Origin of the sequence: Actinokineospora sp. HUAS TT18 (genome assembly GCF_051364635.1) — a bacterium.
Taxonomy (GTDB): domain Bacteria; phylum Actinomycetota; class Actinomycetes; order Mycobacteriales; family Pseudonocardiaceae; genus Actinokineospora.
In genome coordinates this window covers 1,619,825-1,642,130 of record NZ_CP195645.1, presented here as the reverse complement: position 1 = coordinate 1,642,130, position 22,306 = coordinate 1,619,825, and the positions used below count along the sequence as shown (strand labels likewise).

General features: G+C 72.7%; 18 protein-coding genes. 5 read left to right on the top strand and 13 right to left on the bottom strand.

Annotation, left to right across the window (positions count from 1 at the left end; all coding sequences use genetic code 11):
- Positions 1 to 174 precede the first annotated feature (174 nt).
- The gene (locus ACSHT8_RS07160; RefSeq protein ID WP_436498910.1) at positions 175 to 2,751 is read left to right on the top strand and encodes a molybdopterin-dependent oxidoreductase; all 2,577 of its coding nucleotides are present in this window, start codon (positions 175 to 177) and stop codon (positions 2,749 to 2,751) included.
- The gene (locus tag ACSHT8_RS07155; RefSeq protein WP_436498908.1) at positions 2,748 to 3,674 is read left to right on the top strand and encodes an FAD binding domain-containing protein; all 927 of its coding nucleotides are present in this window, start codon (positions 2,748 to 2,750) and stop codon (positions 3,672 to 3,674) included. Before ACSHT8_RS07160 ends, ACSHT8_RS07155 begins: the two co-directional genes overlap by 4 nt.
- A 17-nt stretch (positions 3,675 to 3,691) precedes the next feature.
- Here the strand turns inward: ACSHT8_RS07155 and ACSHT8_RS07150 are convergent, their stop codons facing one another.
- The 12 genes from ACSHT8_RS07150 to ACSHT8_RS07095 are packed head-to-tail and all read right to left on the bottom strand — an operon-like array spanning position 3,692 to position 14,116.
- Positions 3,692 to 4,261 carry a UbiX family flavin prenyltransferase gene (locus ACSHT8_RS07150; RefSeq protein WP_436498906.1) on the bottom strand — a complete coding sequence of 190 codons (570 nt, stop codon included), beginning with the start codon at positions 4,259 to 4,261 and terminating at the stop codon, positions 3,692 to 3,694.
- Positions 4,258 to 5,604 (bottom strand): UbiD family decarboxylase domain-containing protein, encoded by a 1,347-nt coding sequence (locus ACSHT8_RS07145; RefSeq protein ID WP_436498904.1) that lies wholly within the window; start codon positions 5,602 to 5,604, stop codon positions 4,258 to 4,260. Before ACSHT8_RS07145 ends, ACSHT8_RS07150 begins: the two co-directional genes overlap by 4 nt.
- Positions 5,601 to 6,284: a hypothetical protein gene (locus ACSHT8_RS07140; protein ID WP_436498902.1), complete on the bottom strand. Its 684-nt coding sequence runs from the start codon at positions 6,282 to 6,284 to the stop codon at positions 5,601 to 5,603. Before ACSHT8_RS07140 ends, ACSHT8_RS07145 begins: the two co-directional genes overlap by 4 nt.
- 9 nt (positions 6,285 to 6,293) lie before the next feature.
- Entirely contained in the window at positions 6,294 to 6,953 is a 660-nt protein-coding gene (locus ACSHT8_RS07135) for a hypothetical protein (protein ID WP_436498900.1), read from the bottom strand.
- Positions 6,954 to 6,965: 12 nt separating this feature from the next.
- Positions 6,966 to 8,336, bottom strand: a complete 1,371-nt coding sequence (locus tag ACSHT8_RS07130; RefSeq protein ID WP_436498898.1) for a TrpB-like pyridoxal phosphate-dependent enzyme — start codon at positions 8,334 to 8,336, stop codon at positions 6,966 to 6,968.
- Between the two features lie 34 nt (positions 8,337 to 8,370).
- Positions 8,371 to 9,024, bottom strand: a complete 654-nt coding sequence (locus ACSHT8_RS07125) for a transglutaminase-like domain-containing protein (RefSeq protein WP_436498896.1) — start codon at positions 9,022 to 9,024, stop codon at positions 8,371 to 8,373.
- Complete coding sequence (locus ACSHT8_RS07120) at positions 9,021 to 10,166, bottom strand: acyl-CoA dehydrogenase family protein (protein WP_436498894.1); 1,146 nt, start codon at positions 10,164 to 10,166, stop codon at positions 9,021 to 9,023. Before ACSHT8_RS07120 ends, ACSHT8_RS07125 begins: the two co-directional genes overlap by 4 nt.
- 13 nt (positions 10,167 to 10,179) lie before the next feature.
- Positions 10,180 to 10,554 (bottom strand): ectoine synthase, encoded by a 375-nt coding sequence (locus tag ACSHT8_RS07115; protein WP_436498892.1) that lies wholly within the window; start codon positions 10,552 to 10,554, stop codon positions 10,180 to 10,182.
- A 2-nt stretch (positions 10,555 to 10,556) separates the two neighbouring features.
- Positions 10,557 to 11,363 (bottom strand): tryptophan synthase subunit alpha, encoded by an 807-nt coding sequence (gene trpA / locus ACSHT8_RS07110; RefSeq protein ID WP_436498890.1) that lies wholly within the window; start codon positions 11,361 to 11,363, stop codon positions 10,557 to 10,559.
- Positions 11,356 to 12,369, bottom strand: coding sequence for a hypothetical protein (locus ACSHT8_RS07105; RefSeq protein WP_436498888.1), 1,014 nt, complete (start codon positions 12,367 to 12,369; stop codon positions 11,356 to 11,358). The genes trpA and ACSHT8_RS07105 overlap by 8 nt, the downstream gene beginning before the upstream one ends.
- A complete protein-coding gene (locus ACSHT8_RS07100) occupies positions 12,366 to 12,629 on the bottom strand; it encodes a phosphopantetheine-binding protein (RefSeq protein ID WP_436498886.1) in 264 nt (87 codons plus the stop codon). The genes ACSHT8_RS07105 and ACSHT8_RS07100 overlap by 4 nt, the downstream gene beginning before the upstream one ends.
- Entirely contained in the window at positions 12,626 to 14,116 is a 1,491-nt protein-coding gene (locus ACSHT8_RS07095) for an AMP-binding protein (RefSeq protein ID WP_436498884.1), read from the bottom strand. Before ACSHT8_RS07095 ends, ACSHT8_RS07100 begins: the two co-directional genes overlap by 4 nt.
- A 320-nt stretch (positions 14,117 to 14,436) precedes the next feature.
- On the opposite strand from ACSHT8_RS07095, the gene ACSHT8_RS07090 reads away from it, so the two are divergent.
- The 3 genes from ACSHT8_RS07090 to ACSHT8_RS07080 all read left to right on the top strand — a co-directional run bounded on the left by ACSHT8_RS07090 (position 14,437) and on the right by ACSHT8_RS07080 (position 20,804).
- Positions 14,437 to 17,496 carry a type 2 lanthipeptide synthetase LanM family protein gene (locus ACSHT8_RS07090; RefSeq protein WP_436498882.1) on the top strand — a complete coding sequence of 1,020 codons (3,060 nt, stop codon included), beginning with the start codon at positions 14,437 to 14,439 and terminating at the stop codon, positions 17,494 to 17,496.
- A gap of 61 nt (positions 17,497 to 17,557) precedes the next feature.
- On the top strand, positions 17,558 to 17,794 hold the full coding sequence (locus ACSHT8_RS07085) for a hypothetical protein (RefSeq protein WP_436498880.1): 237 nt from the start codon (positions 17,558 to 17,560) through the stop codon (positions 17,792 to 17,794).
- Positions 17,795 to 17,912: 118 nt separating this feature from the next.
- A complete protein-coding gene (locus tag ACSHT8_RS07080; RefSeq protein ID WP_436498878.1) occupies positions 17,913 to 20,804 on the top strand; it encodes an ATP-binding protein in 2,892 nt (963 codons plus the stop codon).
- Here ACSHT8_RS07080 and ACSHT8_RS07075 read toward each other — a convergent pair whose 3' ends face one another.
- Positions 20,805 to 22,289, bottom strand: a complete 1,485-nt coding sequence (locus ACSHT8_RS07075) for a PLP-dependent aminotransferase family protein (protein ID WP_436498876.1) — start codon at positions 22,287 to 22,289, stop codon at positions 20,805 to 20,807.
- Positions 22,290 to 22,306: the final 17 nt, after the last annotated feature.

The following is a 22,306-nucleotide window of genomic DNA, read 5'->3' as shown; positions in this document are numbered from 1 at the left end:
CCCAGCCGGGCGCGTGCCGTCCGGCCGCCTGGGCAGTGGCGCCCCCGTCCGCCACGGGACACACTGCTCCGTTCGGGCGAGCCACGCCAGGACCGAAGGACCCGCGCCCGGCGTGCCGAGCCGTGCGCGGGGTCGTAGCGTCGGGGGGTCCGGCAAGTCCACCGCGGAGGAGCCATGGTCACGATCGGCACGAAGATCAACGGCGAGGCCAGGACCGTCGACCTCGACGGCGGCGAGAGCGCGGCCGAGGTGATCCGCGACCGCTTCGGCCTGACCGGCACCAAGCTGGTGTGCGGGGGCGGGGTGTGCGGGGCGTGCACGGTCCGGCTCGGTGAGACGCCCGTGGCCAGCTGCCTGCTCCCGGCGACCGCGATGCGCGACGCCGAGGTGACCACGGTCGAGGGGATCGGGTCCCCGGGGGCGCTACACCCGGTGCAACGCGCGTTCCTCGCCCACGACGGGCTGCAGTGCGGGTACTGCACGCCCGGGTTCATCGTCGACGCGGCCGCCTTCGTCGAGCGGTGGCGGGCCGAGCACGGGACCGCGGAACCCGACCGGGCCACGATCGCCGAGGCCCTCGCGGGCCACCTGTGCCGCTGCGGGGCGTACGCGGGCATCTACCGGGCGGTGGCGGCGGCGTGCCGGGGTGAGCACGACGAGGGGCCGGACGTCATCGTGCGGGTCGACGGCCCGGAGAAGGTGACCGGCGAGGCCGTCTACACCGCCGATGTCCAGCTTCCCGACATGCTGCACGCGGTGATCGTCCGGTCGACCACGGCCGCGGCCGAGATCGGCGACATCGCCTTCGGTGCGGCGCCCTACGCGGTGGAGCTGCTGCCGGAGGACCGGCGGGTGCGGTGGGCCGGGCAGCCGATCGCGGCGGTCGCGGCCGAGACCCTGGCACACGCGCGGCAGTTCGCCGCCGACGTGACGATGGCGGTCAAGCGGCTGCCGTTCGTCCTCGACCCGGAACTGGCCAAGTCGGACGGCGCGCCGCTGGTCTACGCGGGCCGCGCTGAACGTAAGACGGCGCCGATGTCCGGGGAGGGCGGGTCGCCGCTGCCGGTGAGCTGGCACGGCAACGTTCGCGGGCCCAATTCCATCCGGTACCGCGCCACGGCGGCACGGCACCGAGTCAAGGACGCGCGCGCGGCCGGAGACGCCGGGCTGGTCGAGCTGGAGTTCGAGACCCACCCGCAGCTGCACACCAGCTTCGAGCCGCACGCGACCGTCGCCGACTGGTCCGACCCGGAGCTGCTCCGCCTGTGGGTGAGCACGCAGGGGGTCGAGATGATCGCGCGGGAGGTCGCCAAGCGCTACGAGCTGCGCCCCGAGCAGGTGGAGGTCAACGCGGAGTACGTCGGGGGCGGGTTCGGGGCCAAGCTGACCGTCGGGCCGGACACCGTCGCCGCCATCGAGCTGAGCAGGCAGAGCAGGCGGCCGGTGCGGCTCGTGCTGAGCCGGGCCGAGGAGCTGACCGCGACCGGCAACCGGCCGGGGTCGCGCACCAGGACCGCGCTGCTGGTCGACGACAAACGCGACGTCCAGGCCATGATCGTCGACACGGAGAGCCACGCGGGCGTCGCCATCGGCACGTCGGTCGCCGCGCTGTGCATGCTGGTCTACCAGCGGACGCCGCGGCTGGCCCGGGACACCGACATTGTCACCAACGCGCCGCCGGGCGCGCCGTTCCGCGGCCCGGGTGGGCCGGTCGCCGCGTGGGCGCTCGAACAGACCGTCGACGCGCTGGCGCACAAGCTCGGCCGGAATCCGCTGGAACTGCGGCAGCAGTGGGACGGCAATCAGCGCCGCCAGGGCCTCTACACGTGGGCGGCGGGCCTGGCCGTGTGGCGCGACCGGCCGGTGACCGGCAGCCAGACCGGCCGGTTCCGGCGCGGGGTCGGCATCGCCGCGGCCAACTGGATGTACTTCGTCGACCCCGGCGTCGAGGTCGCCGTGTCGATCGAGGACGGCGGGCTCGTGGCCACGTGCGCCTGCCAGGACATGGGCACGGGCAGCCGGACGGTCGTGGCCAGGGCGGTCGCCGAGGTGTTCGGGATCGCACCGGAGCAGGTGACGGTGCGGCTCGGCCGGTCGACGGCCACCACCCCGCACGGCCCGGCGTCGGGCGGCAGCCGGACCACCGTGTCGCTGTGGCCCGCCGCGCGTGACGCGGCCAAGAAGCTGCTCGCCGAGATCGGTGGGCCCGTCACCGCGGCGCACAACGGCGCGTCGGCCACCGCCAAGCGCGGCGGCGACCGCGGCCTGCGCGCGGTGCCGGTGACGATGAGCGAGATCCAGGTCGGCCGCGGGTTCACCGGGGCGGTCCACGTCACCGAGGTGGAGGTCGACACCCGGACCGGGAAGACGCGCGTGCTGACCGTGCACGGCGGCATCGCCACCGGGCGCCCACACGTGCCCGAACTCGCGCGCAGCCAGTGCGAGGGCTCGATCATCCAAGGCGTCGGGCTGGCGCTGTACGAGAACCAGATCCTCGACCCGCACACCGGCCTCACCCTGACCGCGAACCTCGAGGACTACCGCGTCCCGCAGCTCGGCGACACCCCGGAGATCACCATCCACTTCCACGAGGACGGCTGGGACCGGGTGCCGGGCGGCGGGGTTGGCTTGGGGGAGGTCGCCACGATCAGCCCGGCCGCGTCCGTCGGCAACGCGATCTTCAACGCCACCGGCTGGCGGCCGACGACGCTTCCGGTCCGCCCCGACCGCGTGCTGGAGGGCTTGCGATGATCACCTTCCTCGGCAGCCTGGACACGCCAATCCCCGACGGCGCGGTGCTTCGCGCGGGCGGCACCGACCTCCAGGAACGGCTGCGCAGCCACAACCTCCAGCCGGACATCGTCGACCTCACCGGAGTCCCGGGTTTCGCAGGCATCACCCGCGACGCCGACGGCGTCACGGTGGGCGCCGGGACCCCGATCGCGGTCGTCGCGCGTGAACTCCGCGCTGACTACCCGGCCCTGGCTCTTACGGCGGGCTCCCTTGCCACACCCCAGATCCGCGCGGTCGGCACCATCGGCGGGAACCTGCTGCAGCGCACCCGCTGCTGGTACTACCGCCACCCTGACCTCCGCTGCCACAAGTCCGGCGGCGACACCTGCCCGTCCCGCACCGGCCGCCACCTGTACGGCGTGGTGTTCGACAACTCGGCGTGCGTCCACCCGCACCCGTCGTCGCTGGCCATGGCCCTGCTGACCTATGACGCGTCCGTGACTCTCGCCTCCGGTACGGAGTTGACGGTCGCCGCACTGCTGGGTGACGGGGTGGACCCGACGCGCGACCACCAACTGCCCGACGGCGAGATCGTCGCGTCGGTCCGCTTGCCCGCCCCGTGGCCGGAGCGGGCGGCGTACTTCCGCGCTATCAGCCGGTTCGAGGCGGAGTGGCCGTTGGTGGAGGCGGTAGCGCGCGTCCGGTTGGACGCCGACGGTCTGGTCGCCGACTGCGGCATCGGCCTCGGCGGCGTGGCCACCGTCCCGCTCCGCGCCCGCGCGGCCGAGGAATTGCTGCGGGGCGCCCGGCTCGACGAGCCGACGATCGAGCGCGTCAGCCAGGCGTGTGCGGAGGGCGCGACGCCGTTGCGGGAGACCGGTTACAAGGTCGATCTCGTCGTGGCGACGGCGCGTGAGGTGTTGGAAAGGCTTGCGCGGTAAGCCTTGATGTGGTGTGCCTAGGCGCGGTTCGGTGGGCCGGTCCACCGGACGGCGTCCGGGAGGTCGAGGTCGAACTGGTCCAGGATGCGGGCGACGATGTGGGTGATGAGGTCGTCAATGGTTTCCGGGCGGGTGTAGAAGGCGGGCATCGGCGCGGCCATCACCGCGCCCATTCGGGTCAGCGCGAGCATGTTCTCCAGGTGGATCTCCGACAGCGGCAGCTCACGCGGGACGAGTACGAGCCGCCTGCGTTCCTTCAGTGTCACGTCGGCGGCGCGGGGGATCAGGCCCTCGCCGTAGCCGGTGCGGATCGCGGCGAGGGTTTTCATGCTGCACGGGGCGATGATCATGCCGTCGGTGCGGAACGAGCCGCTGGCGATCGCGGCGGAGTGGTCGCCGGGGCCGTGGACGTGGTCGGCCATGGCGTGCACGTCGGCGGCGGTCAGGTCGGTCTCCATCTCCAGGGTCGCGCGGCCCCACCGGCTGAGCACCAGGTGTGTCTCGACGCCCAGTTCCCTCAGTGCGGTCAGGATGCGGACGCCGATGATCGTGCCCGTCGCCCCGGTGATGCCCACGACCAGTCTCATGCCGGGCCGCCGAAGCTGCGGAAGACCTTGTGCCGCAACGCGTACGGGGTGGTCGCGTCGATGAAGGAGCGGTCGCCGGAGCCGCCGCGCCAGGTTGGGCGGTGGGACGGGTCGACGGGCAGGGGGCGGAAGCCGGAGAACGTCCCGGTGTCGGTGCCGAGGTTGGCCCGGGTGGTGATCGCCCAGAGGACGTCCTCCGGTGAGCGGATGTCGACGTCCGGGTCGGTGAACACCACCAGCTTGACGAAGAAGTGCTGCCGCAGGATCCGCTCGGCGATGTCGGCCAGCACGCCGTCGTCCTCGGTGCACGTCTTGCGCACCGCCACCGCGAGCAGCAGCATACCGCCGCCCGCCGCGCCGAAGTGCAGGTCGTGTACCAGGTTTCCGTGTGGACCGGTGTCGGACAGGGCGACCGACAACGCGCCCGCCAAACCCAGGATCACCGACTGCTCCCGGCCGGGGCCGACCACCGCGTGGAACCACGGGTCGCGGCGGGTGGTCACGGCGGTCACGGTGATGACCGGCAGCCCCGTGCGGGCTTCGCCGTCATAGCCGAGGAATTCGGGCAGGGACACGCCGGGCGGGCCGTCGAGCGTCTCGTCGGCGACCCTGTCGTCCAGGTAGCCCTCGATCACGATCTCCGAGTCGGCGATGACCGGCGCGGGCTGGCTGACGGCCTCGGCGATCCGCAGCGGTGCCCCCGCCAACGCACCCGCCATCGCGAGTTTGTCGACGGGGAGGAACGCCGTGCCCAGCGCCGAGGCGAGCATCGCCGCGGGCGGGGCGCCGATGTTCACGGTCACCGACAGCCGCCCGGCGGCCTCGTGCATCCGCCGCAGCGCGCGGCCCGGGACCATCCAGATCGCCAGCCGGGTGGCGTCGAGAATCAGGATGCGGTGCACCGACATGGCGATCTCACCGGCGTCCCGTGCGCACACCAGCCCGGTGGTCAGGTACGGCCCAGCGTCGCGGGGTGTGGTGATCAGCGCGGGCAGGGCGGTCAGATCGCCGGGACGCGACACGACCTGGGCGCACAAGGGATCAACGACGGTCACCGGAGCGACCGCGGCCTCGACGAGCTTGCGCGCAGCCGCGCCGTCGACGCGGTCGGGGAAACCGGGAAGCCAGTCACACACCCGCTTCTCGGCCCCGTACGCACCCACCAGCACCGGCATCGACGCGCCCGGCACCTGGTAGAGCAGCGCGGGTTCGTCGCGGGACAGGGGAGTGGCCGGGAGCCCGGCGTGGTGCTCGACGAAGTGGGCCGCGACATCGCTGGCGGGCAGCGTGGGTCCGGACTCGACCGCGCCCACCGCGTCCCGAAGGGACAGCGCCCCGGTCATGCCCGGACTCCGGCGAGCGCGCTGAACCACTCGGCGGGGGAGTCCGCCCGCAGCAGTCCGGTGCCCACGAGCAGCCCCCGATACCCGGCGGCCAGCATCTCGACCGCCTGCTCCGGGCGCTCGATCCCGCTGGCGCTGACCGGACACGGCGTCCCGGTCGCCACAACAGCCCGCAGCAACTCCGCGCCGCGCCGCAAGTCGGCCGGGCCGCGCTCACGCGTGCCGATGTCCTTGTTGTTCACCGCGATCACACACTCGCCCGGCCGCGGCACCGCGGCGATCTCGGCCTCGTCGACCACCTCGACGAACGGCGTCATCCCGTGCGCCAGCGCCGCGTCCACCAGCCGCGCCAGCGACGACGCGGTCAGCAGCTTCGCCGTGAGCAGCACCGCGGCGGCCCCCGCGTCCGCCGCGGTGCCGATGTGGGCCTCGCGGGTGATGAAATCCTTTTGCAGCACCGGAAGCGGGCTCACCGAGGTGACCTCGCGCAGCAGCTCGACGGTCCCGCCGAACCACTTGCCCGTCACCACCGACAGACAGGCCGCGCCCGCGTCGACGTAGTCCGCGGCGATCGCCGCGGCGGACCGGCCGCGCAGCAGGTCCTCCCCGTCGGCCGTCCGCGGCTTGATCTCGGCGATCACCGGCGGCATGCCCGCCACCAGCGCCTCGATGAACCCCATTGACTCCTCCTAGATCGTCTGAGCAGTCCAGGCGCGCTTGATCGCCGCGACCTTGGCCGCGTCGATCCGGCCCACGGCGTCGCGGGCCCCGGTGTCCACGTCGATCCCGGCGAGCCCCGGCAGCGGCCGGAACCGGTCGGCGTTGTCGGCGGTGAGACCGCCCGCGAGCATCACCGGCACGGTGGCGGCGGCCAGGACATCAGCGGCCACGGCCGCGTCCACCGGCACCGCCGTGCTCCCGATCCGGCCGTCCGCGCCGAGCGTGTCGAGCAGGAACATCCGCACCCCCGCCCGCTCGTAGGCCGGGAGCAGCCCGCGTTCGACGCACTCGTCGCCGCGGACGTGCAGCACCTTGAGCACGGCCACCTCCGGGCACGCCGCGAGCAGCGCCCGCACCATGCCCGGCTGCTGGTACCCGTGCAGCTGCACCCACCGCACCCCGGACCGCTCGACCGCCGCCCGCACCGCGGCCACCCCGGACTCCAGGGTGACCAGCACGGGCTCCGGTCCGGCCGCGGTGGCCGCGGCGGCCAGCGAGCCGAGCGCCTCGACGCTCAACTCGGCGTGGCCGCCGCGGACCCCGTGCCACAGGCCGACGAAGTCGACTCCCGCCGCGGCGAGCGCGGCGACGTCGGCGGCGCTGGTCGCGCCGCAGATCTTCACCAGCACGCGGTCCGCCGCTCAGACACCCACGCCTGCCGGGTTCGGCAGCTCGGCCAGCGCCGCGTCCGCCATCGCCGGGTCGTACGCCTCGTCGCGCAGCTCACCGGCGAGGTAGGCGCCGTAGGAGCCGAGGTCGAAGTGCCCGTGGCCGGACAGGCCGAACACGATCGTCTCGGACTTGCCCTCCTCCTTGCAGCGCAGCGCCTCGGTGATGGCCGCCGAGATCGCGTGCGTCGACTCGGGCGCGGGCACGATGCCCTCGGCGCGGGCGAAGGTCAGACCGGCCTTGAAGCACTGCGTCTGCGCCTCGGCCCTCGCCTCGACCAGGCCGCGGTCCACGACGGCGCTGACCAGCGGAGCCATGCCGTGGTAGCGCAGGCCGCCCGCGTGCACCGACGGCGGGATGAAGCTGTGGCCGAGGGTGTGCATGCGCAGCAGCGGGGTGAGCCCGGCGGTGTCGCCGAAGTCGTAGGCCATCTTGCCCTGGGTGATCGTCGGGCAGGCCGCGGGCTCGGCCGCGATCACCCGCACGTCCCGGCCGCCGCGCAGCTTCTCGCCGATGAACGGGAACGCCAGGCCGCCGAAGTTGCTGCCGCCGCCGGTGCAGCCGATCACGATGTCCGGGTAGTCCTCGGCCAGCGCGAACTGGGCGATGGCCTCCTGGCCGATGACGCTCTGGTGCAGCAGCACGTGGTTGAGCACGCTGCCGCCCGCGTAGTTGGTCGTCGGGTCGTTGACGACCAACTCCAGCGCCTCGGAGGTGGCGATGCCGAGGCTGCCGGGGCAGTTCGGGTCGGCGGCGAGGATGTTGCGGCCGACCTCGGTCTCCGGGCTCGGGCTGGGGGTGCAGCGCGCGCCGTAGGTCTCCATGAGCAGGCGGCGGTACGGCTTCTGGCCGTAGCTCACCTTGACCATGAACACCTGGACCTCGATGTCGAACAGCGCGCCCGCCAGCGCCAGCGACGAGCCCCACTGGCCCGCACCGGTCTCGGTGGCGAGCTTGGTGATCCCGGCTTCCTTGTTGTAGTAAGCCTGGGCGATCGCGGTGTTCGGTTTGTGGCTGCCCGCCGGGCTGACGCCCTCGTACTTGTAGTAGATCCGCGCCGGGGTGCCCAGGGCCTTCTCCAGCCTGCGCGCCCGGAAGAGCGGCGACGGGCGGTACTGGCCGTAGATCTGGCGCACCGGCTCGGGGATCTCGATCTCCCGCTCGGTCGACAGCTCCTGGACCGCCAGCGCCTCCGGCATGATGCCGAGCAGGTCGTCGACGGTGATCGGCTCGCCGGTGCCGGGGTGCAGCAGCGGCGCCAGGTCGGGCAGGTCGGCGGCGATGTTGTACCAGGTGCGGGGGATCTGGTCTTCGCCGAGCTGGTACTTGATCTGTTCGTACATGTTGTGTTGGCCCCAATCGTGTCGGATGTCAGAGTCAGTGGACGTCGGCCACGAGGGAACCCGCGGCGAATCTCTCCGGCTCGTCGAACAACTTCGGGTGCGCCGCGCGCAGGCCCGCGATGACGCGGTCGTAAGGCAGGTCCGGGAACTCGCCGTGCGTGCGCACGAACTCCATCTGCTTCCTGCCGTGGACGTCGAACGGGTGGTACACGCTGTCCGCGGTGCCGTCGAACTCCAGCGGCGCCATGCGGTACATCCGGCAGAGCGTCTTGTTGAACACCGGGGTCGCGGTGATCCAGCGGTCGTCGAGCCGCAGGGAGACAAGACAGTGGTAGGTGAACGTGTCGCCGCCGACGAGCGTGCGGAGCCGGTCGGAGGCGAGGTGGTTGCGCACGTCGGTGAGCCGCAGCCTGCTCGGCACCCCGACCGCGCGCAGCGCCGCGGCGTACACCACGGACTTGTGCAGGCACATGCCCGATCCCGTACGCAGCACCGTGCTCGCCCGCAGCCCGGCCCTGGACAGGTCGGCGCCGTACACCTCGTAGCGCAGCTTGTCGCGCACCGCGTAGTACAGCGCGACCGCCTTGGCGACCGGCGACATCCCGGGGTCGGTGGTCTTGGCGACCAGGGCCCGCACCTCGGGGGAGTCGTGGTCGAGGAACTCGGTGGACCACAGTTCCTGGCTCACCGGCCCACCCCCAGCATCGCCGCGATGCGGTTGCGCTGGATCTCCGAGGTGCCCGAGTAGATGGTCCCCGCGACCGCGTTCCGGAGGTCCTTCTCGACGCCGTACTCGGCCATGTAGCCGTTGCCGCCGTGGATCTGCACCGCGGCGAGCGCGGAGGCGACGTTGTACTCGCTGGCCACCAGCTTCGTGACGGCCAGGTCGGTGGTGATGTTCTTGCCCGCCGCGAACTTCGCGGCGGTGTCGTAGAGCCACTTCGCGGTGGTCTCGACCCCGACCAGCATGTCGGCGAGCTTGTGCGAGACCGCCTGGTACGAGCCGATCGGCTTGCCGAACGCGACGCGTTCCTTGGCGTAGGCCACGCACTGGTCCAGGCGGTTGCGCATCTCACCGAGCGTGACGGCGAACGAGCAGAGGATCTCCCATTTCATCACGTAATCGAGCACCAGGAAGCCGGTGCCCTGCTTGCCCACGACGTTGGTCGCGGGCACCCGGCACCCGTCGAAGAACACCTCGCAGATCGGCGAGGTGCGCAGGCCCATCTTGGCGATGGACTTGCCGACGTGCAGCCCCGGCGTGTCCTTCTCGACCAGGAACGTCGTCACGCCAAGGGGTCCGCCCGCGGGGTGGCTGCGCGCGTAGACCATGAACAGGTCGGCGATGGGGCCGTTGCTGACGAAGGTCTTGCTCCCGTCGAGCACCCAGTCCGTGCCGTCCTTCGTGGCCTTCGTCCGCATCGCCAGCGCGTCCGAGCCGCCGTCGGGCTCGGTGATCGCGTGGGCGCCGATCGCCTCGGCGGAGGTGATCCTCGGCAGGTGCGCGCTCTTCAGCGCGGCCGAGCCGAACCGCTGCAGCGGGACGCCCACGCTGACCATGTGGGTCGTCAGCGAGAAGCTCAGGCCCGCGTCGCGGCAGCCGCGGCCGAGGCCCTCCAGGACGTAGAGCGTGGTCAGCAGGTCGCGGCCGAGACCGCCGTGCTCCTCCTCGAACGGAAGTCCGGCGATGCCGCTCTCCTGCACCAGCTTCCACTTGGGCCAGGGGAACTCGGCCGCCGCGTCGAGTTCGACGTGGTCGGCGGACAGCGCCGCGCACCACTGGTCGACCCCGTCGCGCAGGGCCTGCTGTTCTTCACTCCACTCGATCACGTGTCAGCCCGTTTCAGTACTGGGAGAACTCTGCGGAGTCGAGCCGGTGGACCTCGTCGCCGACGAGCGCCGGGGTGAACACGCACACCAGGCGCAGGTCGGCCTCGGGCGACGCGACGAGGAAGTGCGCGTCGTGCTTGTCGAGGGCGTATAACGTGCCGGGCGTGATGGGGTGGGAGGTGCCGTCGGCGTCGATGACCTCGCCCTCACCCTCGATGCAGTAGCAGGCCTCGAGGTGTCTGCGGTACTCCAGCCGCGACTTCGTGCCCGCGCGCACCACCGTGTCGGTGACCGAGTAGCCCATCCCGTCGGACTCCAGCAGGAACCGGCGGCTGATGCCGTTGCCCCACTCGACAGTGGCCACTTCGGACAATTGTCGGACGATCACGGCTAACTCCTCTGGGTAGTAGTGGATTTGAGCGTCGCGACGAACCCGGCGAGGTCTTCGACGGCGTCGCGGCGTTCGGCCAGTGCGCGTTCGACCACCGCGACGGCCGCGCTGCCGACCACGGCGGCGTCGGCTCCGGCGGCCGCGAGCGCGGCGACCTCGGCGGGCCCGCGGACCCCGAACCCGACCGCGATGGGCGCGTCGGTCCGGTCCCGCAGGTCGTCGATCACCGCGCCGAGGTGGGTGAACCCCGCCGCGGGCGCGGATCCGGTGCGCCCGTAGTGGGCGACCAGGTACAGGTAGGCCGAGGCGGTCGCGGCCGACTCGGTCAGCACGGCGGAGGCCGACCGGGGGTAGCAGGTCGCCACGACCTGCACGCCCGCTTCGGCCGTGGCCTCGCGGTAGGCGGCACGTCGCAGGGGCGGCAGCCCGTGGACGAGCAGGCCGTCGACCGCCGCGTCGCGCACGGTGGCGACGAACTCCTGGAGCCCGAGCGGGCGGACGGTGTGGCTCCAGTCCGCGAGCAGGGCGATCCGGGTGTGCCGGAGCCGCACCGAGTCCAGGCACTTGAGCACGGCGTCAAGGTCGGTGCCCTCGGCGAGAGCGCGGTCGGCGGACTGGCGGATGACCGGTCCGTCGGTGATCGAGTTCGGGAACGGCACCGCCAGTTCCAGGCAGTCCACTTCGGACTCGTCGAGCATCTGGAGCAGGTCGGGGAGCACCGACAGCGGGGGATCGCCCGCGTTGAGGAACAGGGCGAGCCCGATGTCGGCGGGCCCTCGGCCCGGGAAGAAGGCGCGGTCAGGCATGGACGGCCGCCGGGTCGCTCGCGCGCACACGCGCCAACAGTTCGGTGGCCGCGCCGCCCCGCATGGCTTCCAGGGCCGCGGCGAACGCGTCGGCCCACTCGGTGAACCGGCCGCTGAGCAGGCCCAGCGCCGCGGCGTTGAGGCACACGGTGTGCACCCCCGCCGCCGGTCCGGTCCCGGCCAGCACCGCCTGGAACTGCTCCACCGGGTCCGACCACGGGAGCAGATCGTCGAAGGTGCCCTCAGCGGGCGCCGCCGACCCCAAGCGGAGCCGGAACGCCTTGGCGTCGTTGGGGTGCACGAAGTTGTCGGCGCAGCTGACCAGCTCGTCGGCGCCGAAGTCGTTGCCGCACAGCCACACCCGCCGCGGCGCGCGGGTCGCGAGCATCCGCAGCGATGGCAGCATCCGCTCGTCGGCGAACCCGGTCAGCTGGGCGCCGACCGGCATCGCGGCCAGGAACGGGCCCACCCGGTTGACGAACCCGCCGACCGTGCGCAGGTCGAGCGGCACGATCTGGGTGGCGAGCATGGCGATCTCCACCGGGTAGACGAACGGCCCGGCGAACGCGACGCCCACCTTCTCCAGCCGGTCGGCGGTGTGGGCGAAGCTCTCGGTCAGCGGGATGCCCAGCGTCTCCAGCAGGTCGACCGAGCCGAGCTTGCTGGTGTAGGCGCGGGACCCGGTCTTGACCACCTTGACGCCCATCGCCGCGGCCACGATCGCCGCGGCGGTGGAGACGTTGAACGTGCGCGGCCCGCCGCCGGTGCCGACGATGTTCACCGCGTCGGGGAAGGCGACGCCCGGGTCGGCGCGGCGTTCGTCGAGGCAGTCGAACAGCGCGCGGAGCGTGTCGTCGTCGGGCATCGCGGTGGACAGCGACGCGAGGAGGGCGGCGCCCTCGCCGCGGTACAGCCTGCGGTCGGCCAGCCGGTCGAAGAGCCCGTGCCAGGCGGCCACGTCGATCGGGCCGTCCCGGGACACGAGCCTGGTGAGTAAGGCGGTCACTTCGCGACCGCGCCGGCCGACCGTGCTCTGTCGACGAACTCGGTGATCGCGGTGACGGTGCGCAGGCTGTCCGGGTCGAGCTCGATGTCGTCGATCGGCAGCTCGAACCGGTCCTCCAGCCACGCCAGCAGCTTGAGCAGGCTGAGGCTGTCGATCACGCCGCTGTCAATGAGGTCGAGGTCGTCGGCCAGTTCGCTCTCCGGCACGTCTGGCAAGAACTCCGCCAGCACGAACCGCTTGATCACCAGTTTGTCACTCATGCTCGGGCCTCCAGGTAGGTGCGCTTGATGCGCGTTCGGTCGGGTTTTCCGGTCGAGGTGACAGGGAGCGGCTCGTCGACGAGGTGGATCACACCCGGCACGGCGGCGGTGGGCAGCAGCCCGGCGCAGTGCAGCCGGACCGCGAGGCTGTGCGGGCCGCCCGGCGACTGTCGGCGGACCACCGCGTGCAGCACGGTCCCGCCCAGCGGGTCGCCGCCCGCGAGCACGACCGCGTCGGACACCCCGGGGTGGGCCAGCAGCGCGCGCTCGACTTCCTGGGTGTTGACCTGGACGCCACGCACCTTGACGTGGAAGTCCTTGCGGCCGGTCAGGGTCAGCGTGCCGTCGGCGTCGCGGCGGACGATGTCGCGGGAGCGGAACCACCGCCGGTCGTCGGCCCCGGTGGGGTGCGGGCCGAACGCGAGCGCGGCCTGGTCCGGGTCGAGGTAGCCGCGGCTGGCGAACGGTGTGCTGACGTAGAGCTCGCCGACGCCCTCGCCGACGACCTCCGCGCCGTCGGCGTCGATGATCACCGCGCCTACGCCGTCGATCGGCTTGCCGATGGGGACGGCCGCCAAGGTGTCCCCGGTGACCTCGTGCACGAAGCTGTCGTTGGTCTCGGTGCAGCCGTAGACGTTGTAGAGGCGCGCGGCGGGGAACTGCTCGCGCAGCCGCGGCAGCGCACGCACCGGCAGCGCGTCGCCGGTGAGGATCACCGTGTCGGCGGGGTAGGCGCGGTCCTGGTCGGCGAGCAGTTGGTAGAACATCGGGACGGCCTGCACGACGTCGACGTGGTGGGTGTCGAGCACCTCGGTCAGGTACGAGGCCAGCGTCGCCCGCGCCGGGTCGACGAGCACCACCCGGCCGCCCGCGCTGAGCGTGGTCCAGATGTCGAGCAGGCAGAGGTCGAAGTTGAGCGGCGCGTAGTTGAGCACCGAGCGGCCCGGGCCGATGCCGAACGCGGCCGACGCCCAGTCGGCGAACGCGGCGACCGCGCCGCCGGTCAGTGGGACGATCTTGGGCACCCCGGTCGAGCCGGACGTGGTGAGCATGAAGCACACCGACGCGGGGTCGGCCGCGGTCCGCAGCTCGCCCGTGCCGCGCTCGACGGTGATCGCGTGGTCGACCAGGCCGGGGCGGTCGGGTCCGGTGGACAGCACGGCCGCGCAGTCCGCCGCGGCGAACAGCGTGGTGAGCGTCGCCTCGGGCAGGGTCGCCGAGGGCAGCAGGAACGAACGGCCCGCGCCCAGCAGCGCCAGGATCAGCGCGATGGACTCAGGGGTTTTGGTCAGCACCAAGCCAACCGGCCGGTCTGGCGCCAGGTCGAGCCGGTCCACCCGCTGCTGGGCGCCGCGGGCCAACTCGCGCAGTTCCCGATAGGTGATCTCCCGGTCGGCCCAGACCAGGGCCACGGACTCCGGTGTTGTCTCGGTCTGGCGGACGAAACGTTCAGCGAGGCTCGCGCACTTCACGCCGATTGGTCCCAACTCTCATCCCTGCGCCCGGGCTGTCCAGTCCAATTTCGCTCGAATGACTGGCGAAGGTTCGCAGTCCGTTCGAGGCCGCCACATGGGAGCCGGGCACCCAATTTCCCTGGCAGGACACCGACCCCTCAGCGACCACGACCGGTGGCAGGGGGCGGGCAGGCGGTCGGCGGGCGTCGGGCGGGCGTCCGGCGGGTGGCGCTGAGTGATCGAACGAACGCGCGCCGCTGCCGCCCGCACCGGCTCGGACCTGCGCGGAGTCCGACAAAGTGGGTGCTTACCCCCCATGACACCGGCGGTGCGACATGACACCGTCCTGACTCGTGAGTTCCCAGCCGTCCAGCCGCCGCCAGTGGCTCCATTCGTCCCTGCCACCGGGGTGGTGGGCGCCGGGGCTGGCGCTGCGCGAGCGGGCGGGCGAACCGGCCGCCGCGGCCCCGCCCGACGGGGTCGCCGACGCCCGGCTCGACGCCTGGCGGTCGGCCTATGGACCTGACGGCCGGGCGATGTTCGTCGCGCGTTTGGCCGAGCACGGACTGGACGAGGCCGGATTGGCCCGGTTGCTCGCCGAACCGGCCGCGGAATTGGCGGCGCGCGTGCCGCGTCCCACCTGGGCCGACACCGTGGAAGACGCACTTGGCGCGGCGCCCCAGGGGGAGATCCACGTCCCGGGGGAGTGGCGGGACGCCTTCGCGGTCGTGCTGCGGCCGTTCGTGGCCCACGCGGGTGATCGGCTCGCTGGCGCTGATCTTGACCGGGCCGCGTTCGTCGCCGACGTCACCGCCCACCTCAGCCGTGCCCTGGTCGGGCTCGCGACCCGGGTCCTGGTCCGCGAACTCGGCGACCGGCGCGACGCGGGCCGCCTCGACGGCGCCACGCCCGCCGACCGGTTCGCCGACTTCGTGCGCCAGTTGGCTCGGCCCGACGACTTGGCCGACGTGCTGCGCCGCTATCCGGTGCTGGCCAGGGTGATCGCCCAAGCGTGTGACGCGGCGGTGGCCGCCTCCGCCGAACTGGTCGAGCGCTTCGCCACGGACCGCGCCGACATCGTCGGCGAACTCCTCGGTGGCGTCGACCCGGGGCCGCTGGTGGGCGTCGAGATCGGCAAGGGCGATCTCCACCGGGGCGGCCGGTCCGTCGCGGTCCTGCGCTTCGCCGACGGCCGCCGGATCGTCTACCGGCCAAGGGATGTCGGCGCGCATCTGCGGTTCGGCGTGATGATCGACTGGATGAACGGCCAGGTTCCCGGACTCGGCCTGCGCGGTGTCGCCGCGCTCGCGCGGCCCGGCTACGGGTGGCTTGAGTTCATCGAGGCCGCGCCGCTGCCGGACGCCGAGGCTGCCGACCGGTTCTACCGCCGCTTCGGTGCGCTGCTCGCGCTCGTGCACGTGGTCCACGCCGGGGACCTGCACTATCAGAACCTGATCGCCGCGGGTGACACCCCGGTGCTCGTGGATCTGGAGACGCTTTTCCACCCCAGCCACGGGACCCGCGCGGCGGGCGACCCCGCCGCCGACGCGCTCGCGGACTCGGTCTACCGGACCTGCCTGCTGCCGGTGCTGGTCGTCGGCGATCACGGCGCGGTGGACTGCTCCGCCCTCGGCGGGGACGCGGGCAGGCTGGAGCCCGACGACGCGCTGGGCTGGGCCGACCCGGCGACCGACCTGATGCGGCCGGTCAAGGGGCGTCGGCTGTTCCGCGCGGCGCGCAACCGGCCGCGGCTCGACGGTCGCGAAGTCGAGCCGGGCGACCACAAAGCGGCGCTGATCACCGGGTTCCGCCTCGGCTACGACGCCATCGTCCGGCACCGCGACGACGTGGCCGCGCTGCTGCGCGCGTGCGCCGACACGGAGGTGCGCGTCGTCGCCCGCCCGACCCGCGGCTACGTCGCGCTGCTGGCCGAGTCCACCGACCCGGACGTGCTCGCCGACGGGCTGGAGCGCGACCGGATGTTCGACGCCGTCTGGACTTCCGCGGCGACCGACCCGGTCCGGTGGCGGCTCTGCCCGGCCGAGACCGCCGACCTGTGGGCGGGCGACGTCCCGCTGTTCACCACCCGCCCCGCGCGCACCGACGTGTGGACCTCGGCAGGCGACCGCTGGCCTGGACTGCTCGACCGGCCCGGTCTGGCCATCGCGCTGGCGAAACTGGCCGCGCTCGGCGAGGTCGACCGCCGCGACCAGGAGTGGATCATCGCCGCGACCCTGGCCACCCGGCGCCAGGGCGCGCCGCACAGCGGGTCGGGGCCGATGCCCGAACCGGTGCGCGGCACCGCCGCGCCCGTCGAGCGGCTGCTGGTCGCGGCCTGCTCGGTCGGCGACCAGATCATCGCCCGCGGGTTCGTCGGCGAGAAGTCGGTGAACTGGATCGGCCTCGAACTAGTCGACGACCGGCAATGGCTCGTGCTGCCGATGGGCATCGGTTTGGCAGGCGGCACGACCGGCGTCGCCTTGTTCCTCGCCCAGTTGGCGGTGTTGAGCGGCGTCGACCGCTACGCCGACGTGGCCGCGCAGGCGCTCAGCGGCACCGCGGCCGTGGTCGACCGGTTCGCCGACGCGCCCGGGATGGCCGGGGCCGTGGGTGCGGGCGGACTGCACGGTTTCGGCGGTATCGCCTACGCCGCCGCGCGAGTGGCCCGGCTGCTCGGCGACAGCGACGCGCGCCGGCTGGCCGCCACCGCGGTCGACTTGGCCGCGACCACGGTCGGACCCCCTGGTTGGGCGACGGGCGGCGCGGGCTGCCTGGCGGCCATGCGCGCGGTCGACGCCGAACTGGGCCTGCCCACGGCCGCGGCGCTGGCGCGGTCGTGCGCGAACGGCTTGGCGCAACTCGTCGAGCACTCCGGGGAAGGCGCGCCCAGCGGGTTCGCCGACGGCATGGCGGGCGTGGCGTGGGCGCTGTCCCGCTACGCCGAGACCGTCGAACCCGGCTTCGCCGCGGCCGCCCAGCGGGCCGCCGCCCTGCTTCCCGCCCAGCTGCCGGACGCGCCGGGATGGTGCGCGGGCGCGGCGGGACTGCTGTTGGCGCGCGCCTGCGCGGCCGACGGCGGTGGTCCGCGGATGGCCGAGTGGGTCCGCGAACTGTCCGCCCGGCCGGTCCTGCACGACCTGAGCCTGTGCTGCGGCGAGCTGGGCGTGGTCGACGCGGTGGCCGCGCTGACCCCGCGCGTTCCGGGCGTCGCCGACACCCGGCGCAGGTCAGCCGGGTTGGTCCTCGACGCGATCACCCGCGACGGCCCGAATTGCGGCACCCCGGCGCAGGTGCCCACCCCCGGTCTGCTAAATGGTCTGGCTGGAATCGGATACGGATTACTCCGGCTCGGATTCGCCAATCGCGTGCCCTCGGTACTGTTGCTCGAATCGATTCAGGGCGATCTCGGGTAACGCACTGCAGGGCGAGTAAGAAAAGTGTTAACCGATGAGTGGGAGTGCAATGTCGGAATCCATGGAGTTCACCCGGCCGTCCGAAACCGTCGAATTTTCAAGAATTGACACCGTGGGTGGGTGGCGGGCCTCTGCGGCCACCTTCGGGGTCCGCGCCGCCGCGCTGGCGGGCATCGCCGCGGCGGTGGGCGCCGTCGGCATCCATGCGCTGAACGGACTATTCGAGAGCCCGGACGCGGTGGCGACGTTCAGTTGGCCCATGGGGGGATCGACCTGTTGCATTGAGGACAGCGTCTGATCAGCGCAGCGCGACGGGACTGGGCCGGTCATCCGATCGGCCCAGTGCCGTCCGCCAAAAATGTGAGGCGAATGCCGAATTCTGGACCGGTGCGGGCGGCGTCGGTAGTGTCCGGCCTGTGGGAAATCGCTCGTCGGTCATCGTGGGACGCGATGCCGAACTGTCCGCCATAGATGCCGCACTGAGTTCGGCGCGCGCAGGCCGAGGCGGCGTGTTATTCCTGGTCGGGGAAAGCGGCGTCGGCAAATCCCGTTTAGCGGCGGCGGCGGCCAAACGCGGTTTCGCCGCCGACATGCGGCTGCTGCGCGGCCGGGCCAGCGCGCTGGACCCGATGGTCCCGTTCCGGTCGCTGACCGAGGCCATGCTGTCGCTCGTGCGGCTGGGCGAGCCGATCGACGTCGCCGCGCTGGGACCGTACCGCCCGATCCTCGCCAGACTGATCCCCGACTGGGGCGAGCCGCCCGGCGAGCAGGAGGGCGCCTCGCTCGTCATCCTCGCCGAGGCCGTGCTGCGGCTGACCGCGCTCGCGGGCCGCGACCGCGGCTGCGTCGTCACCCTCGACGACCTGCACAACGCCGACCCGGAGACCCTCGCCGTCGTCGAGTACCTCATCGACAACCTCGACGACCAGCCAACGCTGCTCGTGTGTTCCGTCGGCGACGAGACGCCGTCGCCCGCGCTGCGCATGGCGAGGTCGGCGAGCCAGCGGCGCAACTGCACCGTGTTCGACCTCGGCCCCCTCGACCGCGCCGACCTGCCGCGGATGGCGGCCTCGTTCCTCGGGGTGCGCCCCGATCGCGTGCCGGACCCCGTGGTCGACCTGGTGTGGGCGGGCAGCGACGGCAACCCGTTCCAGGTGGAGGAACTGCTCGGCGGCATGCTCGACAGCGGTGTCCTTGTCCAGGACGGCGACGGCTGCGCGTTGACCGCGCGTCTGGAGAAGAACCTGCCGGTGACGTTCGTGCGCAGCGTGAACCGGCGCATGGATCTTCTCGACCCGGAGCAGCGGCAGGTGCTGTCAGTGGCCGCGACGCTGGGCCGCCGGTTCCCGCTCGCCGTCGTCCGCCGCGTCGTCGGCCTCGACTACCGCGACCTGCTCAGCCACCTGCACGGCGACGCCGTCGCGCAGCTCGTCGGCCAGGACGAGCAAACCCCGGATTGGTACGCCTTCCGGCACTCGCTGATCACCGAGGCGCTGCTCGCCGCGTTCACCCCCGCGCAGCGCGCGAACCTCGCGGGCCGGGTCGCCGACGCCGTGGAGTCGATCTACCCCGGTCTGCCCGGCGAGTGGTGCCAGGTGAGCGCGGCGCTGCGGCTTGACGCGGGCCAGCAGGCGCGGGCCGGTCACCTGTTCGCCGAAGCGGGTACGCGCGCCCTCGCGCTCGGCGCCGCCCACACCGCACTTGCCTTGCTGGACAAGGCAGCCGACCTCCTCACCGACCCCGCCGCCCGCGCCGACGTCCTGGAGGCCCGGCTCGACGCGCTGGCCGAGGCGGGCCTGATCGACCGCGCGCTGGCGACCGCCGAGGTGCTCGACCAGGTCGGCGGCCAGATCGACCACCGCCGCCGCGCCCGCCTGCACGCGCGGCTGGCCTGGGTGGCGAACCTCGACGGCCGCACGATGGACGGCCTCGACCAGGTGGAGATCGCGCGCGCCCTGCTCGGCCCCGACGCCGCGCCCGCCGACGTCGCCCCGCTCGACGTCGTCGCCGCCCACCTTCGGTTGGAGCTGCCCGGGCTGGGGCGCCTCGCGGAGGCCGAGACCATGGCCCGCCGCGCCGCCGAGATCGCCGAACAGGTGCCGCTGCCGGTCGTGGCCTGTCAGGCGTGGCAGCTGCTGGGCGCTTTGGTCCGCGCGCGCGACGCGAAGGAGGCCGCGCACTGCCTGGAGCGCAGCCGGTCCATCGCCGTGCGCCACGATCTGCCGATCTGGGAGATCCACGCGCTGGTGCGCCTGGGCCTCAACGACGCGCTGCAGGACGGCGGGGTCGAGCGGTTGGAGCAGGCGCGGCAGAAGGCATCCCGCATCGGCGCGGTGACCGCCCGGTACCAGGCGGAGGTCAACATCGCGCTGCAACTGGTGCTGCGCGGGGACTTCGCCGCCGCCGAGTCGGTGATCGACCAGGTCCTCGCGGCGACGACCCGGTTGAAGCTGATGGAGATCACCCAGTTCATGCTCCTCAACCGCGCTGTGCTTGCCGCCCACCGCGGGCGGCGCCGCGACATGGACCGCGCGCTCGCCGAGTTGGGGAAGTGGGACGTCGAGCCCGACCAGCACGTGCCGCGCGTGCACGGCCTGGCGAAGGCGTTCTGCGCGCTGCTGGAGGAGAACCGCGTCCAGGCACGGGACGAACTGCGGGTCGCCCTCGACGCCGAGACCCGCAATCCCACGACGTTCCGGCTCTCCGGCCGCGACGGGTTGCACCTGCTGTTGACCGCTTTGGACGGGGAATTGGCCCTCTCCGACCTGCGCGGGGCGAGCGGTCAACTGCGCTGGGACCGCCAGTTCGCGCTGTTCGCCGAGGCGGTCCTGGCAGGCCGCGACGGCCGGGTCGAGGAAGCCGCGACGCTGGTCGCCGACGCGGTGCAGGTCGGCGAGCCCTACGCGATGGGCAGACATCTCGGCCTGCGATTAGTCGCCGAGGCCGCCCTCGCCGACGGATGGGGCACGCCGCTGGAATGGCTGCGGGCAGCCGAGTCCTACTTCCACGACGCCGATATCGCCACGGTCGCGGGCGCCTGCCGGGCACTGCTGCGCCGCTCGGGCCAACGCGTCACCCAGCGCCGCGCGGGCGTCGCCGACATCCCGGCGGGGATGCGGGCGGCCGGGATCACCGCGCGGGAATACCAGGTGCTGCGGCTGCTGGTGGACCGGTTGGGCAACCAGGAGATCGCCAACATCCTGCACCTGTCGCTGCGCACGGTCGAGAAGCATGTGTCGAGCCTGATGTCTAAGACGGGCCAGCCCAACCGGATCGCCCTCGGCAAGTTCGCCGCCACAGCCGACTAGTCACACGGTCGGCTCGGGCTCGTCGTCGACGGGTCCGTGTCTGCGTAGATCAGTCCACGCCGACGAGAGCCTGCGCACCAGCTCTGTCAGCACCTCCGTGGGCAGGGTGAACGGCAGCCGCACGTGGTTGTCGTGGCCGCCCGACGGGTCCGTGGCCGAGCCCGGCACCAGCTCTACCCCATGCCGAAGCGCGACCTGGGCGAAGATCTGCGCCGACGTCTCCGGCAGCTCGATCCACAGCGCCGACCCGCCGTCCGGGGAGCGCCACCGCCAGCTCGGAAGGTGTTCGCCGAGCAGGTTCTGCAGGTGGTCCAGCCGCAGCCGCAGCACATCCCCGCGCGCGCCCGCGATGTCGGACAGCTTCGGCAGCAGGCGGGCGGTGATGGCCTGGTCCAATATCGGGCTGCCGAGGTCGGCGCGGACCTTGTATCTGGCCAGCCGCTCGATGATGGCGCCCGGCGCGCGGACCCAGCCGATGCGCAGGCCGCCCCACACCGCCTTGGCCATCGACCCGACGGTGAGGATCTCGGCGTTGCCGCGGGCGAACGCGCCGATCGGCGACAGGGCGCTGACGCCGTCGCGGCTGACGAAACCGGTGTAGGCGTTGTCCTCCAGGATCGGCACGTCGAACCGGGCGGCCAACTCGGCGACGCGCTGGCGGCGGCTGGTGGACATCAGGGTGCCGGTCGGGTTGTGGAAGGTCGGCATCACGTAGGCCAGCACGGGTTTCTCGTCGGCGAACGCCTTGGCGAGCAAATCTGGGCGGACGCCTTCCTCGTCCAGCGGCACGCCCACCAGCCGCGCGCCCGCGGCACGGAACACGTCCAGGCAGCCAGGCCAGCTGGGGGACTCCACGACCACCGTGCAGCCCGGCCGCAAGTACATCTGTGCCACCAGACCGAGCACCTGCTGCGCGCCCGTGGTCACCAGGACTTGGTCGGCGGTGGTGGGCAGCCACAGTTCGGCGTAGTGCTGGGCCACCGCCTGCCGCAGCGGCGGGTAGCCGCGCGGGTGGTAGCCGACGTCGGCCATCAGCTCGTCGAGATCGTCGCCGCCGGTCAGCTCGCGGATCGCCTCGGCCAGTTCGGGTGCGGCGGGCTCGATCGCCATGGCCAGCGAGATCACCTCGCCCGGCCCGTCGACCAGCCGCTGGAAGATCGACGTCGCCCGGCCGCCGGGGACGCGCCCGTCTGCCCCGGACGACCGCGCGCGCACGCGGGCGGCGACCCGGGTGCCGCTGCCGCGCAGGCTGTCGACCAGCCCGGAACCCCGCAGCTCGTCATACGCGGCGACCACGGTGGCCCGGCTGACCGTCAGCAGTTTGGCCAGGTCACGCTCGGACGGCAGGCGTTGGCCCGCCCGCAGATCCCCCGCTTCGATACAGGTGGCGACCGCGCTCGCGAGCTTGCGGTACAGCGGACCGCGCACGGTGGTCCAGTCACCCAGTAGTTCGACAAGCGTGTCCGCGTCGGTGAGACGGTCCATTTCGCTCCACAGGCCGC